Source organism: Lichenibacterium ramalinae, assembly GCF_004137085.1.
In the GTDB taxonomy this organism is placed as follows: Bacteria; Pseudomonadota; Alphaproteobacteria; order Rhizobiales; family Beijerinckiaceae; genus Lichenihabitans; species Lichenihabitans ramalinae.
Genome location: NZ_QYBC01000017.1, coordinates 30,959 through 46,020 on the forward strand (window position 1 = coordinate 30,959; position 15,062 = coordinate 46,020).

A 15,062-nucleotide genomic window follows, 5' to 3' on the forward strand; every position below is an offset into this window, starting at 1 on the left:
GCGCCGAGGCTCGGGACCTATGCGGGTCGCTTCGCCGACACCAGGTAGTTGACGTCCGTGTCGCGCGACAGGCCCCAGCTGTTGCGCAGCGGGTCGAAGACCATGCCGGTGCGGTCGAGGAGCTTCAACCCGGCGAGGCGCACCGGCGTGGCGATCTCGTCCGGGGTGCGGAACTGGTTCCAGTCGTGGGTGCCGCGCGGCAGCCAGCGCAGCACGTATTCGGCGCCCACGATGGCCAGCGCGAAGCTCTTGGCGGTGCGGTTCAGGGTGGACAGCACGAAGAGGCCGCCGGGGCGCACCAGCCCGCAGGCCGTCATGACGAAGGCGTCGGGGTCGGGCACGTGCTCGACGACCTCGAGAGCCAGCACGACGTCGAAGAGGTCGCCGGCCTCGGCCAGGGTTTCCGCCGTCGTCGCCCGGTAGTCCACCGCGACGCCGGCCTCGGCGGCGTGGCGCGCCGCCACCGCGACGTTGTTGGGCGCGGGGTCGATCCCGGTGACGCGGCCGCCGAGCCGCGCCAGAGGCTCGGACAACAGGCCGCCGCCCGAGCCGATGTCGAGGATCGACAGCCCGGCGAGGGGCAGGGGCGCGTCTGCTCCCACCGCGAAGTGCCGCACGATCAGGTCGCGGATGTAGCGCAGGCGGGTGGGGTTCAGGCGGTGGAGCGGCGCCATGGCGCCCTTGGGGTCCCACCAGGCGTCGCCGAGCGCGTCGTAGCGGGCGACGTCGGCGCCGTCCACGCGGGTCGCGGGGCCGTAGTCGGTGGGGGCGGTGGGTTGCGGCATGGGGGCTGGGCTTCCGGCGGCCCGCGTTGACAATGCGGGCCGGTGCCGCCATCCATACGCGCCCTCCGGCCCGGGGGCGAGCCCCGGCGCGCGCCGCGGACCCCGGGGCCGGTCCCGTTCCTCCTGTCCAGAGCCGATGAGCCGTCTTGTCCTGAAATTCGGCGGCACCTCCGTCGCCAACATCGATCGGATCCGCAACTCCGCCCGCCACGTCAAGCGCGAGGTCGACGCGGGCCACGAGGTCGCCGTCATCGTGTCGGCCATGTCGGGCAAGACGAACGAACTCGTCGCCTGGTGCGCCGAAGCCTCGCCGCTGCACGACGCCCGCGAATACGACGCGATCGTGGCATCGGGCGAACTCGTCACCGCGGGCCTCATGGCCATCGTGCTGCAGGAGATGGGTGTCCAGGCCCGCTCCTGGCAGGGCTGGCAGATCCCCATCCTGACGTCGGACGCCCACGGCGCCGCCCGCATCCAGTCGATCGACGGCGGCGAGATCGTGCGCCGCTTCTCCGAGCGCCAGGAGGTCGCCGTGATCGCGGGCTTCCAGGGCCTGCACGGCGATTCGGGCCGCATCACCACGCTCGGCCGCGGCGGTTCCGACACCAGCGCGGTGGCGGTGGCGGCCGCCATCGGCGCCGACCGCTGCGACATCTACACGGACGTCAACGGCGTCTACACCACCGATCCCCGGGTCGTGCCCAAGGCCCGCCGGCTCGACCGCGTCACCTTCGAAGAGATGCTCGAGATGGCGTCGCTCGGCGCCAAGGTGCTGCAGGTCCGCTCGGTCGAAGTGGCCATGAACCACAACGTCAAGGTCTTCGTCCGCTCGTCCTTCGACGATCCCGCCCAACCCAAGCCCGGCACGCTGATCTGCGCCGAGGAAGACATCATGGAACAACAGGTCGTCACCGGCATCGCCTTCGCCAAGGACGAGGCGCAGATCACGCTGCGCCGCATCGCCGACAAGCCCGGCGTGGCGGCGGCGATCTTCATGCCGCTGGCCGAGGCCGGCATCAACGTCGACATGATCATCCAGGTCGTCAGCGACGACACCACCACAACCGACATGACCTTTACGGTGCCGGGCGCGGACTTCGAGCGCGCCAAGGCGCTGCTCGCCGAACGCCGGGAGGAGATCGGCTACACGGTGCTGCAGGGCACCGACGACGTCGTCAAGGTTTCGGCCATCGGCATCGGCATGCGCTCCCACGCCGGCGTCGCGGCCCGCGCCTTCCGCGCCCTGTCCGAGAAGGGCATCAACATCCGCGCCATCACGACCTCCGAGATCAAGTTCTCGGTGCTGATCGATTCCGCCTATACCGAACTCGCCGTGCGGACGCTGCACACGCTCTACGGGCTCGACAAGCCCTGAAGCTTGGTGACGGCGTGCCGATGTCTCCGAAAGCCACGACGAGTCCGTAGCGTTCACAGCGGGCATCCAGGCACGGGGGCGCGACATTCACAGGCCCTGAGCCGGCGCCGCCCGATGCGGCGCCGGGCCGTTCCCCTTGCCGGGCGGGCGACGCTCCGGGTATAGGGTCAGGGGACGGGCCGGAGCGGCCGGGCGTTTGGGGAAGCAGGCGATGCGTGGCGCTCTGGCCGGACCGCGACTGCTGCTGCGTCGGCTGCGCGAAGTCATGGCCGAGCCGATCTCGGCGCAGGAACGCCTCGACAAGATCGTCGTCCAGATCGCCTTCAACATGGTGGCCGAGGTGTGCTCGGTCTACGTGCTGCACGCCGACGGCCGGCTCGAGCTCTACGCCACCGAGGGCCTGAACCGCGAAGCCGTCCACCAGACGACGATGCGCAAGGGCGAGGGCCTCGTCGGCCTCATCGCGGCCTCGGCCGAGGCGCTGGCCCTGCCCGACGCCCAGAACCACCCCGCCTTCTCCTACAAGCCCGAGACCGGCGAGGAGATCTACCTGTCCTTCCTCGGCGTGCCGATCCTGCGCGGCGGCAACACGCTCGGCGTGCTGGTGGTGCAGAACAAGGCGCGGCGGCAATATTCCGAGGAGGAGGTCGAGGCGCTCCAGACCACCGCGATGCTGCTGGCCGAGATGATCGCCGCCGGCGAACTCCAGGCCATGCTGCCCGGCCCCGCCGTGCTGCGCCAGCCGCTGAGCCTCAAGGGCTCGGCGGTGGTGGAGGGCGTGGGGCTCGGCCATGCCGTGCTGCACGAGCCGCGGGTCATCGTGACCCGGCTCGTGGCGGAGAACGTCGACAGCGAGATCGCCCGGCTGGAGGACGCCATCGCGGCGCTGCGCGAGTCGATCGACCGCCTCGTCGACCAGGGCGACGTCGCGGGGCCGGGCGAACATCGCGAGGTGCTGCAAACCTTCCGCATGTTCGCCAATGACCGGGGCTGGCTGCGCCGGCTGCGCGAAGCCGTGATGACCGGCCTCACGGCGGAGGCCGCCGTCGAGCGCGTGCAGAGCGACACGCGCGCCAAGCTCGTGCGCCAGACCGACCCCTACCTGCGCGACCGCCTGCACGACCTCGACGAACTCGCCAACCGCCTGCTGCACCAGCTCACCGGCGAGAGCATGGTGGCGCCGCTCCACGCCCTGCCCGAGAACGCCGTCATCGTGGCCCGGTCGATGGGGCCGGCCGCGCTGCTCGACTACGACCGGTCGAAGCTGCGCGGCCTCGTGCTGGAGGATGGCGGGGCGTCGAGCCACGTCGCCATCGTGGCCCGGGCCCTCGGCATCCCGCTCGTCGGCGATGTCGCCAACGTGTCGAGCCTCGTCGAGCCCGGCGACGGGCTGATCCTCGACGGCTCGCTCGGCGTCGTCGAGGTCCGGCCGCCGTCCGACGTCGAGGCCGCCTATGCCGAGAAGGCCCGCTTCGGCGCCCGGCGGCAGGAACAATACCGCAAGCTGCGGGACGTGCCCCCGGTCACCGCCGACGGCGTCGAGATCGGGCTGCACATGAACGCCGGCCTGCTGCTCGACCTGCCGCACGTGGCCGAGACCGGGGCGGCGTCGATCGGGCTGTTCCGCACCGAACTGCTCTTCATGGTGGCGTCCCGCTTTCCCCGCATCGAGCAGCAGACGGCGCTCTACCGTTCCGTCCTCGACGCCGTCGGCGACCGGCCGGTGACGTTCCGCACGCTCGACATCGGCGGCGACAAGGTGCTGCCCTACATGGCGCGGCCCGACGAGCCCAACCCGGCGTTGGGCTGGCGCGCCATCCGCATCGGGCTCGACAGGCCGGGGCTGCTGCGCTCGCAGCTGCGCGCGCTGCTCCGCGCCGGGGGCGGCCGGGCGATGCGGATCATGTTCCCGATGATCGCCAGCGCGGCGGAATTCGACGCCGCCAAGGCCATGGTGGGCCGCGAGCTCGACGGGATGGCGCGCCACGGCCACCCCGTCCCCTCCGACCTCAAGCTCGGCGCCATGGTCGAGGTGCCGTCGCTGCTGTGGGAGATGGACGCCATGGCGCGGCGGGCCGACTTCCTGTCGGTCGGCTCGAACGACCTCATGCAATATCTGTTCGCGGTGGACCGCGACAACAAGCGCGTGGCGACGCGCTTCGACCCGCTGTCGCCCGCCATGCTGCGCGCCCTGCGGACGATCGCCGAGGCCGGGCACCGCTACGGCATCCCGGTGACGCTGTGCGGCGAGTTCGGCGGCAAGCCGATCGGCGCGCTGGCGCTGGTGGCGCTCGGCTTCCGCAACCTGTCCATGTCGGCCTCCTCGCTCGGCCCCGTGAAGGCCATGCTGCTCGGCCTCGACGCGGCCGACGCCGCGGCCTATGTCGGGGACCTCCTGGCGTCGGAGGACGGCGCCGCCTCGCTGCGGCCCGCCCTCACCGCCTATGCGGAGCGGCACAGCCTGCCGCTTTGAAGCCTGTGCACAGGCTCGCATGTCAAAGCCCGGGTGTGTCGGCGACGGCCTGACACACCCGAGCGCCCTCCTGGTCCCACGGTCGCGATGCTCCCCCATTCCAAGCTCGATCTCATCCTCCGCCGCCACGAGGAAGTCTCGGCGCGCCTGTCGGAGGGGCCCGATGCCGCCACCTTCGTGGCGCTGTCGCGCGAGCTCAGCGACACCGACGCCCTCGTGACGGTGATCCGCGCCCACCGGGACAAGCAGGCGGAGCTCGACGGCGTCTTGTCCATGCTGGCCGAGCCGGCGCTCGACGACGAGATGCGGGCGCTGGCGGAGGGCGAGCGGGCCGAGGCCACGGAAGCGCTGGCGAGCCTCGAGACGGAGATCCGCCTGGCCCTGCTGCCCAAGGACGCCGCCGACGCCAAGAGCGCCATTCTGGAGATCCGGGCCGGCACGGGCGGCGACGAGGCCGCGCTCTTCGCCGGCGACCTGTTCCGCATGTACAGCCGCTACGCCGACCTGCACCGCTGGAAGGTCGACGTCCTGTCGGTCAGCGAGGGCACGGCGGGGGGATACAAGGAGATCGTCGCCGAGGTGCAGGGCGCGGGGGTCTTCGCCAAGCTGAAGTTCGAGAGCGGCGTGCACCGCGTGCAGCGCGTCCCCAACACCGAGACCCAGGGGCGCATCCACACCTCGGCCGCCACCGTGGCGGTGCTGCCCGAGGCCGAGGAGGTCGACGTCGCGCTGCCCGATGCCGACGTGAAGATCGACACGATGCGGGCCCAGGGCGCCGGCGGCCAGCACGTCAACAAGACGGAATCGGCCATCCGCCTCACCCACCTGCCGACCGGCATCGTCGTCTTCATGCAGGAGGAGCGCTCGCAGCACCGCAACCGGCAGAAGGCCTTCGCGGTGCTGCGCTCGCGCATCTTCGACCTGCAGCGCCAGAAGCTCGACGACGAGCGCTCGGCCGACCGCAAGGCGCAGGTCGGCTCCGGCGACCGGTCGGAGCGCATCCGCACCTACAACTTCCCGCAGGGGCGCCTGACGGACCATCGCATCAACCTGACCCTCTACAAGCTCGACAAGGTCATCGCTGGCGAAGCGCTCGACGAGGTGGTGGACGCGCTGACGACCGAGCACCAGGCCGCCCAGCTGGCGGCGGCCGAGGGCGGCGTGTGACGCGACATCCATCGGGCCGGTGACGGCGTGGCGGGTCGCTGAACTTGACGGTGGAGGGTGGCGCAGCTAGTCGACCCTTGGACGTGTAAAAGTCACAGCCCGGTCGGTAGTCCGGGTGGCAAGCGCTCGTACATGGCGGCTGCCGTCAGCAGTCGGCTACCTGCGCGTCCTTTCCAAGGTCACAGGAAAGGTGCGTCTATGAGACTGAACCATATCAATCTCTTCAGTTCCGATGTCGTCGCAGATCGTGCGATGTTCGAAACCTACTTCGGATTGAAGACCCTGCATATGCAAGGCGAAAATCTTGCTGTGATGCGCGATGATGCCGACATGCTGTTCGTGCTCAACACATTCGGCAAGTCAGATGGGTTTGCCTACCCGGCTAACTTCATCAAGCATCATATCGGCTTCATCCAGGAGAGCCGAGACGACGTCGATGCATTGAATGCTCGTCTGAAAACCGACGGCTGGGATGTACAAGAGCCCAGGGAATTCCATGGAGCCTGGACGTTCTATTTCAGGGCGAAAGGTGGCTACTTCATCGAAGTGGCCACCGACACATTCCCGCAAGACGAGTAGAGCCCAGCTCCGGGGACGCCGCATCATCGAGCGGCGTCCTCGACTGTCGGTCGGCGAGCTTCTGTGACCCGGACCTCGCTTGTTGAGCTCCGGTCCGGCCGACGGCCGGGTCAAGCCCCTGGGATCGGACTCTGGCACGTCGCCAACCGGCCAGGACGGTTGTGCCGGCGCCGGAAACCATGGCATCTTCGACCTTTGGTCGCCGGAGCGCCGCCATGGACGCCGCCACCCTCGCCGCCTTCGCGGCCGCTTTCCTGGTCTTCGCCGCCAGCCCCGGTCCCGACAACATGACGGTCGTGACCCGCACCGTCACGCATGGCGCGGCCTCCGGCATCGCCTACGGCGCCGGGACCACGATGGGCGTGCTGGCCTTCCTGGTGCTGGCGGCCTTCGGCCTGTCCGCGGTGGCGGCCGGCATGGGGACGCTGATGACGGTGCTGCGCTACGCCGGCGCCGCCTACCTGGTATGGATGGGCGTCCGGCTCTGGACGGCCTCGCCGACCATGCCGGCGCCCGGGGCGAGGGCCGGGGGGCGAAGCCTCGTCGGCACCTTCGCGACCGGGGTGGCGCTGAACCTCGGCAACCCCAAGATGCCCCTCTTCTACGTGGCGCTGCTGCCCAACATCGTCGGCCCCTCGCTGACGCCGGGGCAGGTCGGCCTGCTCGCCGCCGTGATCCTGGCGGTCGAGGTCGTCGTGGTGGGCACCCATGTCGCGCTGGCGTCGCGGGCCCGCCGCGCCCTGCGCGACCCGGCGGTGGTGCGGCGCACGAACCGGATCGCCGGCGGCCTGATGGTGGGGGCCGGCGTCGCCGTGGTGGCGACGCGGTGAGCGCCGGGCGCCGGGCCGGCGCGGCGGGTCACCCGCCCGGCTTCTGCCACCAGAGCTCGATCGGCGTGACGTTGTTGAAGCCGAAGAGCGGCACCGTCGCCGGCCTGCCGAGCCGGGACGCGTAGGCGATCCACTGGTCCTCGGTGTGGAACAGCGGCACGATGTAGAAGCCCGACAGCAGCAGGCGGTCGAGCGTGCGGACGGCAGCCGTGAAACCGTCCTGCGTCTTGGCTTCGAGGATGGCCGTCACGGCGGCGTCGATGGCCGGCGAGCGCGCGCCCGGCAGGTTGAACGAGGCCGGCTGGGCGGCGGCGGCCGAGGTCCAGCGGGAGCGCTGCTCGGCCCCGGGGGAGGGCGATGCCGTCCACTGGCCCAGCATCATGTCGAAGTCGAAGCCCTGGCGCCGGCGCTGGTACTGCACCTCGTCGACGAGCCGCACCACGGCCTCGATGCCGATGTCGCGCAGGCTGTCGGAGAAGGCCAGGGCCAGGCGCTCCTGGCGGCGGTCCACCACCATGATCTCGAAGCGGAAGGGCGTGCCGTCGGCCTGGCGCATCACGGTGCCGTCGAGCCGGTCGCCGGCGGAGGCCAGCAGCGCCAGCGCGCGCCTGGCTTCGGCGCGGTCCCGCCCCGAGGCGTCGCCCGCCGGCGGCAGCCAGGAGCCGTCGAGCATGTCGGGCCGGACGGCGCCGGGGTAGGGGGCCAGGATGGCGGCCTCGTCGGCATCGGCCGGGCGGCCCGTCGAGGCCAGCGGGCTTTCGGCGAAGAAGCTCGGCGTGCGGCGATACAGGCCGCCGTAGAGGTTGCGGTTGACCCAGCCGAAATCGAACATGGCGCCCAGCGCCTCGCGCACCCGCACGTCGGCGAAGAGCGGCCGGCGCGTGTTGAAGGCGAACCCCTCCATGCCCTTCGGCAGCCGCAGGGGCACCGCCTCCTTCACGTCCCGGCCGTCCCGGATGATCGGGACGTCGTAGCCGGTGAGCCAGCGCGCCGGGTCGGTCTCGATGCGGAAGTCGCAGAGCCCGGCCTTGAACACCTCGAAGAGGCTGTTGGCGTCGCGGTAATAGTCGATGTCGACGCGGTCGAAGTTGAACATCCCGCGGCGGCTCGGCAGGTCGGCGCCCCAGTAGGCGGGGTTGCGCTCCAGCACCAGCCTGGTGCCGGGCTCGACGGCGGCCACCCGGTAGGGCCCGCTGGCGAGGGGCGGCTTGAGGGTCGACTCGTCGAAATGCGCGGCATCGACGCCGTGGCGCGGCAGCACCGGCATGAGCCCGAGGAAGAGCGGCAGTTCGCGGTCGCCGATGCCGGCGAGGTCGAAGCGGACCGTGCGGGGGTCGGGCGTCGACACGCCCTTCACTTCGGCGAAGGCTTGGCGCTGCTGCGGGCGCCCCTTGGCCTTCAGGAGGTCGAAGGTGAACCGCACGTCGTCGGCCGTGATGGGCGTGCCGTCCGAGAATCGGGCCGCGGGATCGAGGTGGAAGGTCGCGAAGGAGCGCGCCTCGTCGGTGTCCATGCCGCTGGCGATCAGCCCGTAGAGCGTGAAGGGCTCGTCCTGGGAGCGGGCCATCAGGCTCTCGAACACCATGGTGTTGAGGCCCTGCGCGGTGGAGCCGGCCTTGAGGTTGAAGGGGTTCAGGCTGTCGAAGGTGCCGAGCAGGCAGAGCCGCAGCCGCCCGCCCTTCGGTGCCGCCGGGTCGGCATAGGGAAAGTGCGCGAAGCCTTCGGGCAGGGCCGGCGCGCCGTGCATGGCGATGGCGGGCGCGGCGCGGGCGCCCCCGGGGGCCGCGCAGGCGAGCGACGCCGCGGCCAGCACGGCGGCGGCGGCGGCTCGGGCGCGGGACTTCGACGACATGGCGAGACTCATCCGGGACGCGATCATGATGGCCATCCTGCACGGCGATGCTGGTGCGGGTGTGGCGTGATCGGCCCGGCCTCCGTCGTGCGGCTTGCAATCGCGCCCGAGATCATCGACAGAGGCGGCGGTTGCGGTGGCCCGACAACGTGTCGCCGCATTCCGCCACGAAGAGGGTCCCGACGGGCATCGGCGGCTCGATGCGGCGCGCGCCGTCCGGCGCGACCGCGCGAGACGAGGCGCCGGTGCGCGTGCCGATCCCGGGCCGGCCGAGCCGCAGCGTGCCGCGGCGTCGCCGGTCCTTCGGCCCGCAGGGGCAGGTGCCCACGCGGCCCGCGCGTCGCGGCGCCGCCCTGTCCGGGCTTGAGCGGCGGAATCCGAACACACGCGTCCCCACCATCCCGCCTTCCACACGACGAGGACACCCCATGCCGATCCAGCCGATGAAACTCGGGGCCGCCGCCCTCCTGGCCGGGGCGCTGATCGCCGCCCAGGCCCAGGCCCAGACCGCCGCCCCCGCCCCGGCCGGAGCGGCCCCCCAGGGCCAGCCGCAGAACCCCAGCGGCCCCGCCCGCATCGAGATGAAGACGGTCGAGAAGTCCAACTGGACCAAGGTTTGCCCGAAGATGCAGCCGGGCGCCAAGGAGATGTGCTTGACGACGCGCGACTTCACCGTCGCGGCCGACCAGCCGCCGCTGATCGCGCTGGCCCTCTACGACGTGAAGGGCGAGGACGCCCGCGACATCCGCCTGCTGCTGCCGAACTCGCTGTTGCTGAAGCCCGGCGTCCGGCTTTCGGTCGACAAGGGCGCGGTCGTCGACGCCTCCTATTCGCTCTGCATGCCGAACGGCTGCTTCGCCGAGACGCGGATCAAGGGGTCGTTCCTCGACCAGATGAAGAAGGGCACGACCTTCAACGTCGCCGTGAAGGGCCCGGCCAACAACGAGATCACCTTCGCGCTGCCGCTGGCCAATTTCGGCAAGGCCGTCGACGGCCCCGCCATCCCGCAGGAAGAGATCGTCAAGCAGCAGCAGGCGATGCAGGCCGAACTCCAGAAGCAGCTCGAGCAGCGGGCCGAGGCCCAGCGCAAGGCGCTCGAGAGCCAGCCCGCCGCCCCGGCTGCCGCCGGTGCCGCCCCGGCCACACCGGCTCCGGCTCCCGCCGCCAAGCCCTGATCGGTCCATCGCGCCGACCGGCGCGTCGTCGTTCACCCATGGAGGGGCGCGCATCTCGATGCGCGCCCCTTCGCCGTTCCGGCGCCGGGCTCAGTTCCGGGCCGTGTCCTTCGACCGGTAGGCGCCGGCCTCGGTGCGCACGAAGCTGTCGCCGATCTGCGGATGGCGCAGCGGCTCGCCGGACTCGTCGGGCAGAAGGTTCTGCTCCGACACGTAGGCGATGTATTCGGTCTCGGTGTTCTCGGCGAAGAGGTGGTAGAACGGCTGTTCCTTGATGGGCCGCACGTCCTCGGGGATGGACAGCCACCATTCCTCCGTGTTGGCGAAGACCGGGTCCACGTCGTAGATCAGCCCGCGGAACGGATATTTGCGGTGCCGCACAACCTGTCCGATGCTGAATTTCGCGCAGAGCGCTTTCATCGTGGTCTCCGTTTCTTGGCGCCGGGCGAGCCTTGCGGATCGCCGATGCAACGCTTGAACACCGCGTTCGGGTCGCGGCGCCTGCGGCTGAGGTGGTCGAGAGTGCCGCGAGCATGGATCGTGGCCCCGCCATCCGTCAACCGAGCGCCGGCGCGGCACGGGCCCTCGCGGACGCCGGCCCGGCGGGCCGCGTGCCGAGCCCTGCGCCATGCCCCCGCGGCCCGCCTCCGGCGTCCGTGCAGGCGCGCCATCGCGCCCCGACCCCTTGCCACGGCGGGCGGAATGGGGCAGATAGTGCCGGTGGCGTCCGATCGGTCCGCGGACGGGTAGGGCGCCCTGCAGGAGTGTAGCTCAATCGGCTAGAGTACCGGTCTCCAAAACCGGGGGTTGTGGGTTCGAGTCCCACCTCTCCTGCCACTCGCGTGGTACTGCTCCCGCACACTCGCCGCGTCCCAATCTTTTCACTTGGTTCCTTCCGTCCGGGCCTCTATAGGTCGGGGCAGGGGCGCGCGGCCTGACGGTCGCGCGCCGCTCTTCATTTCGGCGCCGCGGGAGCTCCTTCCGCCCGAGCCGCCCGGACATGCCATGGCCAACCCCTTCGAATTCATCCAGGACGTCCGCACCGAAGCCCGCAAGGTGACGTGGCCGACCCGGCGCGAGACCACGATCACGACCATCATGGTCCTCATCATGGTGGTGCTGGCCGCGGTGTTCTTCGTGGCCGTCGACGAGCTGATCCACTTCGTCGTGTCGCTCGTCCTCGGCTACGGGTCGGTCTGAAGTCTCGCGTCCATCGGCCCCATCACCGTCGAGTCCCCGTCCATGAGCATGCGTTGGTACATCGTTCACGCTTATTCGAACTTCGAGAAGAAGGTGGCCGAGTCCATCCGTGAGCAGGCCGCCCAGCGCGGCCTCGCCGACCGGTTCGAGGAGATCCTGGTCCCGACGGAGAACTTCATCGAGGTGAAGCGCGGCCGCAAGGTGAACTCCGAGCGCAAGTTCTTCCCCGGCTACGTGCTGGTGCGGACGGAACTGACGGACGAGATCTACCACCTCATCAAGAACACCCCGAAGGTGACGGGCTTCCTCGGCGCCGACAACAAGCCCCACCCGATCAGCGACGCCGAGGCGGACCGCATCAAGGGACAGGTCGCCGAGGGCGTCGAGCGTCCGAAGTCCTCCGTCACCTTCGAGGTCGGCGAGCAGGTGCGGGTGTCGGACGGTCCCTTCGCGTCCTTCAACGGCACCGTCGAGGAGGTCGACGAGGGCCGCTCGCGCGTCAAGGTCGCGGTGTCCATCTTCGGGCGCGCCACGCCCGTGGATCTCGAATTCGGTCAGGTCGAGAAGCTCTGACCCGATCCGCGCACCCCGCGAGCGGGGCGCGCGGCCGCCGGCCTCCGGGCCGGCTTCACCCGTGGAAGTCAGGCCCGGTCCGCCAAGCCGGTGTCCCGCGACGCACCACGATCCTGAACGGCCCCGTCCCCCTGCGGTGCGGGGCGTCATCCGGAGTCACCCATGGCAAAGAAGATCACGGGCTACATCAAGCTTCAGGTTCCGGCCGGAAGCGCCAACCCGTCGCCGCCCATCGGTCCCGCGCTGGGTCAGCGCGGCCTGAACATCATGGAATTCTGCAAGGCCTTCAACGCCCGCACGGCGCAGATGGAGAAGGGCTCGCCGATCCCGGTCGTCATCACGGCCTTCCAGGACCGGTCCTTTACCTTCGAGCTGAAGCTGTCGCCCGTGTCGTTCTTCCTCAAGAAGGCGGCCGGCATCAAGTCCGGGTCCAAGACCCCGGGTCGCGGCACCGTCGGCCGCGTCACGCGCGCCCAGGTGCGCGAGATCGCCGAGCGCAAGATCGTCGACCTCAACTGCGCGTCGGTCGAGGCCGCGATGTCGATGGTCGAAGGTTCCGCCCGTTCCATGGGCCTCGAGGTGGTGGGCTAACAGCAATGGCTAAGATCGGAAAGCGCATCGCCGCCGCCCGCGAGGGCATCGACCGCATCAAGCTCTACGGCGTCGGCGAAGCCGTCGGCCTCGTGAAGAGCCGGTCCAAGACGAAGTTCGACGAGACCGTCGAGATCGCCATGAACCTCGGCGTCGACCCGAAGCACGCCGACCAGATGGTCCGCGGCGTCGTCAACCTGCCGAACGGCACGGGCCGCAACGTCCGCGTCGCCGTCTTCGCCCGCGGCGCCAAGGCCGACGAGGCCCGCAACGCCGGGGCCGACGTGATCGGCGCCGAGGAGCTCGTGGCGGCTGTCCAGGGCGGCACGATCGACTTCGACCGCTGCATCGCCACGCCCGACATGATGGGCCTGGTGGGCCGGCTCGGCAAGGTGCTGGGCCCGCGCGGCCTGATGCCGAACCCGCGCGTCGGCACCGTCACCATGGATGTCGCCGGCGCCGTCAAGGCGTCCAAGGGCGGCGCCGTGGAGTTCCGCGTCGAGAAGGCCGGCATCGTGCAGGGCAGCGTCGGCAAGGCCTCGTTCGACGACGAGAAGCTCGTCGAGAACATCAAGGCCTTCGTGGACGCCGTGACCCGTGCCAAGCCGGCCGGGGCCAAGGGCACCTACCTGCAGCGCGTCGCCATCTCGTCCACGATGGGCCCCGGCGTGAAGGTCGACCCCGCGACGCTCGGCAACGCCTGAACGGTCGTCGGACGCCTGTGACGACCCCCTCCCGCGCAAAACCTGCGCGGGAGGGGGAATTCGCTTGGCATAGAGATGTGAAGTCTTTATGAGGGCGGAAGGGTCCCGCGAGGGGCCTCGAAGACCGCGTCGGTCGATCCCCTCGGGGAGATGCCGCCGCGACCTGAAGGCCGGAAGGTGCTGGAGCGATCCCGCACCCTTTCCGGCCGTGTCCTGTCCAAGACTGCAGGTGCCACACCGTTTCCCGCCTCCCGGCTCCGGCCGGCGGCGTCGGCCCAAGGGCCTCGGGAGCGGTGGCTTGAATCCCAGGATGCCGGCCTCGTGCCGGGGTTCGACGGGGAGCCCGCATAGACGGTGAAGCCGGTTTGAGACAAGGGCCTGCGCCAGCGGGCCTTCAGATTTGGTTCGATCCTTCTGTCCGGAGGCCGAAAGGTCGCCGGGGGCAGGCACAAACTACCGGCATCTGGCGCCCCGGCGCCCGGCTTCGGTGGGGACTTTGTGCAGTCGCGGGGCTAGACTTCGCTATTCGGAGTTTCAACTTTGGACAGAACGGAAAAGAAGGAGCTGATCGACGAGCTCAACGGAGTCTTCCAGAAGACCTCCGTCGTCGTCGTGGCTCACTATTCCGGCCTCACTGTCGCGCAGCTTCAGCGCTTGCGCAAGCAGATGAGAGAGGCCGGAGCCAAGGTGCAGGTCACCAAGAACCGCCTGACCAAGATCGCCCTCGAAGGCACGGACGTGGCTTCCATCGGCACGCTGCTGACGGGGCCCACCATCCTGGCCTATTCGGACGATCCGGTCGCGGCGCCGAAGGTGGCGGCCGCTTTCGCCAAGGATTTCGAGAAGTTCGTCATCCTCGGCGGCGCAATGGGCAAGACCGCCCTCGACCCGAACGGCGTTCGGGCGCTCGCCACCATGCCGTCGCTCGATGAGCTGCGCGGCAGGATCGTCGGCCTCATCCAGGCGCCGGCCACGAAGCTCGCCCAGCTCACCACGGCCCCCCAGGCCAAGCTGGCGCGCGTCTTCCAGGCCTATGCCGACAAGGATGGCGCCACGCAGGACGCCGCCTGAGGCGGCTCCGACCCTGCACCCTTGATTTCACCCTTCACGAACCAGACATAGAGAATTCTCACCATGGCTAACCTGTCCCAGATCGTCGACGACCTGTCGGCTCTCACCGTTCTCGAGGCCGCCGAGCTCGCCAAGCTTCTCGAAGAGAAGTGGGGCGTCTCCGCCGCCGCCGCGACGGTCGCCGTCGCCGCCGGCGGTCCGGCCGCCGCTGCCGCCCCCGTCGAGGAGCAGACCGAGTTCACGGTCATTCTCGCCGCCGTCGGCGACAAGAAGATCGAAGTCATCAAGGAAGTCCGCGCCATCACGGGTCTCGGCCTCAAGGAAGCCAAGGACCTCGTCGAAGGCGCCCCGAAGCCCGTCAAGGAAGGCGTGTCCAAGGATGACGCCGCCAAGCTCAAGGCCCAGCTCGAGAAGGTCGGCGCCAAGGTCGAACTCAAGTAATCAGGTGAGGGTCCGCGCGGCGGCGACCGCGCCCCTCAACTGGATCTGATGATCGGTCCCGGGGAGTTTCCCCGGGACCTTTCCGGCGTTTTCCGTCTAGCCCGTCCGGACGCGCCGCATCGACGAGACGGGACCTGCCGGGGCGTGAGCCCGCGCCGGCGGTGACGCGGAACGGCCCGCCCGCACCGGACCCCGACTGGGTCGACCGGGGCTGGGGGGCTGGGCTCGGGAATTTTGGCGAGGGTC

Annotated in this window: 15 protein-coding genes and 1 tRNA gene; 13 read left to right on the plus strand and 3 right to left on the minus strand. The window is 70.2% G+C overall.

Annotation, left to right across the window (positions count from 1 at the left end; genetic code table 11):
- Positions 1-17: 17 nt before the first annotated feature.
- The gene (gene ubiG / locus D3272_RS19080; RefSeq protein ID WP_129220807.1) at positions 18-785 is read right to left on the minus strand and encodes a bifunctional 2-polyprenyl-6-hydroxyphenol methylase/3-demethylubiquinol 3-O-methyltransferase UbiG; all 768 of its coding nucleotides are present in this window, start codon (positions 783-785) and stop codon (positions 18-20) included.
- Between the two features lie 136 nt (positions 786-921).
- Between ubiG and D3272_RS19085 the strand changes: the two genes are divergently transcribed.
- From D3272_RS19085 to D3272_RS19105, 5 genes are all read left to right on the plus strand, one after another.
- Entirely contained in the window at positions 922-2,160 is a 1,239-nt protein-coding gene (locus D3272_RS19085; RefSeq protein WP_129220808.1) for an aspartate kinase, read from the plus strand.
- Between the two features lie 211 nt (positions 2,161-2,371).
- A complete protein-coding gene (gene ptsP / locus D3272_RS19090) occupies positions 2,372-4,633 on the plus strand; it encodes a phosphoenolpyruvate--protein phosphotransferase (RefSeq protein WP_129220809.1) in 2,262 nt (753 codons plus the stop codon).
- Between the two features lie 87 nt (positions 4,634-4,720).
- Positions 4,721-5,800: a peptide chain release factor 1 gene (gene prfA, locus D3272_RS19095; protein ID WP_129220810.1), complete on the plus strand. Its 1,080-nt coding sequence runs from the start codon at positions 4,721-4,723 to the stop codon at positions 5,798-5,800.
- Between the two features lie 198 nt (positions 5,801-5,998).
- The gene (locus D3272_RS19100) at positions 5,999-6,379 is read left to right on the plus strand and encodes a VOC family protein (RefSeq protein ID WP_129220811.1); all 381 of its coding nucleotides are present in this window, start codon (positions 5,999-6,001) and stop codon (positions 6,377-6,379) included.
- A gap of 215 nt (positions 6,380-6,594) precedes the next feature.
- Complete coding sequence (locus D3272_RS19105) at positions 6,595-7,209, plus strand: LysE family translocator (RefSeq protein ID WP_129220812.1); 615 nt, start codon at positions 6,595-6,597, stop codon at positions 7,207-7,209.
- Positions 7,210-7,237: 28 nt separating this feature from the next.
- Here D3272_RS19105 and D3272_RS19110 read toward each other — a convergent pair whose 3' ends face one another.
- Entirely contained in the window at positions 7,238-9,088 is a 1,851-nt protein-coding gene (locus tag D3272_RS19110) for an extracellular solute-binding protein (RefSeq protein ID WP_245496676.1), read from the minus strand.
- A gap of 401 nt (positions 9,089-9,489) precedes the next feature.
- Between D3272_RS19110 and D3272_RS19115 the strand changes: the two genes are divergently transcribed.
- Positions 9,490-10,236, plus strand: coding sequence for an invasion associated locus B family protein (locus tag D3272_RS19115; protein WP_129220813.1), 747 nt, complete (start codon positions 9,490-9,492; stop codon positions 10,234-10,236).
- Between the two features lie 90 nt (positions 10,237-10,326).
- On the opposite strand, the gene hspQ is transcribed toward D3272_RS19115, so the two are convergent.
- The gene (hspQ, locus tag D3272_RS19120; RefSeq protein ID WP_129220814.1) at positions 10,327-10,656 is read right to left on the minus strand and encodes a heat shock protein HspQ; all 330 of its coding nucleotides are present in this window, start codon (positions 10,654-10,656) and stop codon (positions 10,327-10,329) included.
- Positions 10,657-10,996: 340 nt separating this feature from the next.
- Between hspQ and D3272_RS19125 the strand changes: the two genes are divergently transcribed.
- From D3272_RS19125 to rplL, 7 genes are all read left to right on the plus strand, one after another.
- A tRNA-Trp gene (locus D3272_RS19125) sits at positions 10,997-11,073 on the plus strand.
- 168 nt (positions 11,074-11,241) lie between these two features.
- Positions 11,242-11,436, plus strand: a complete 195-nt coding sequence (gene secE / locus D3272_RS19130) for a preprotein translocase subunit SecE (protein WP_129220815.1) — start codon at positions 11,242-11,244, stop codon at positions 11,434-11,436.
- 42 nt (positions 11,437-11,478) lie between these two features.
- The gene (nusG, locus tag D3272_RS19135; protein ID WP_129220816.1) at positions 11,479-12,009 is read left to right on the plus strand and encodes a transcription termination/antitermination protein NusG; all 531 of its coding nucleotides are present in this window, start codon (positions 11,479-11,481) and stop codon (positions 12,007-12,009) included.
- Positions 12,010-12,171: 162 nt separating this feature from the next.
- A complete protein-coding gene (rplK, locus tag D3272_RS19140) occupies positions 12,172-12,600 on the plus strand; it encodes a 50S ribosomal protein L11 (RefSeq protein ID WP_129220817.1) in 429 nt (142 codons plus the stop codon).
- Between the two features lie 5 nt (positions 12,601-12,605).
- Positions 12,606-13,304, plus strand: a complete 699-nt coding sequence (gene rplA / locus D3272_RS19145; RefSeq protein ID WP_129220818.1) for a 50S ribosomal protein L1 — start codon at positions 12,606-12,608, stop codon at positions 13,302-13,304.
- 540 nt (positions 13,305-13,844) lie between these two features.
- Positions 13,845-14,375, plus strand: coding sequence for a 50S ribosomal protein L10 (gene rplJ, locus D3272_RS19150; protein WP_129220819.1), 531 nt, complete (start codon positions 13,845-13,847; stop codon positions 14,373-14,375).
- A gap of 63 nt (positions 14,376-14,438) precedes the next feature.
- A complete protein-coding gene (gene rplL / locus D3272_RS19155) occupies positions 14,439-14,816 on the plus strand; it encodes a 50S ribosomal protein L7/L12 (RefSeq protein ID WP_129220820.1) in 378 nt (125 codons plus the stop codon).
- Positions 14,817-15,062: the final 246 nt, after the last annotated feature.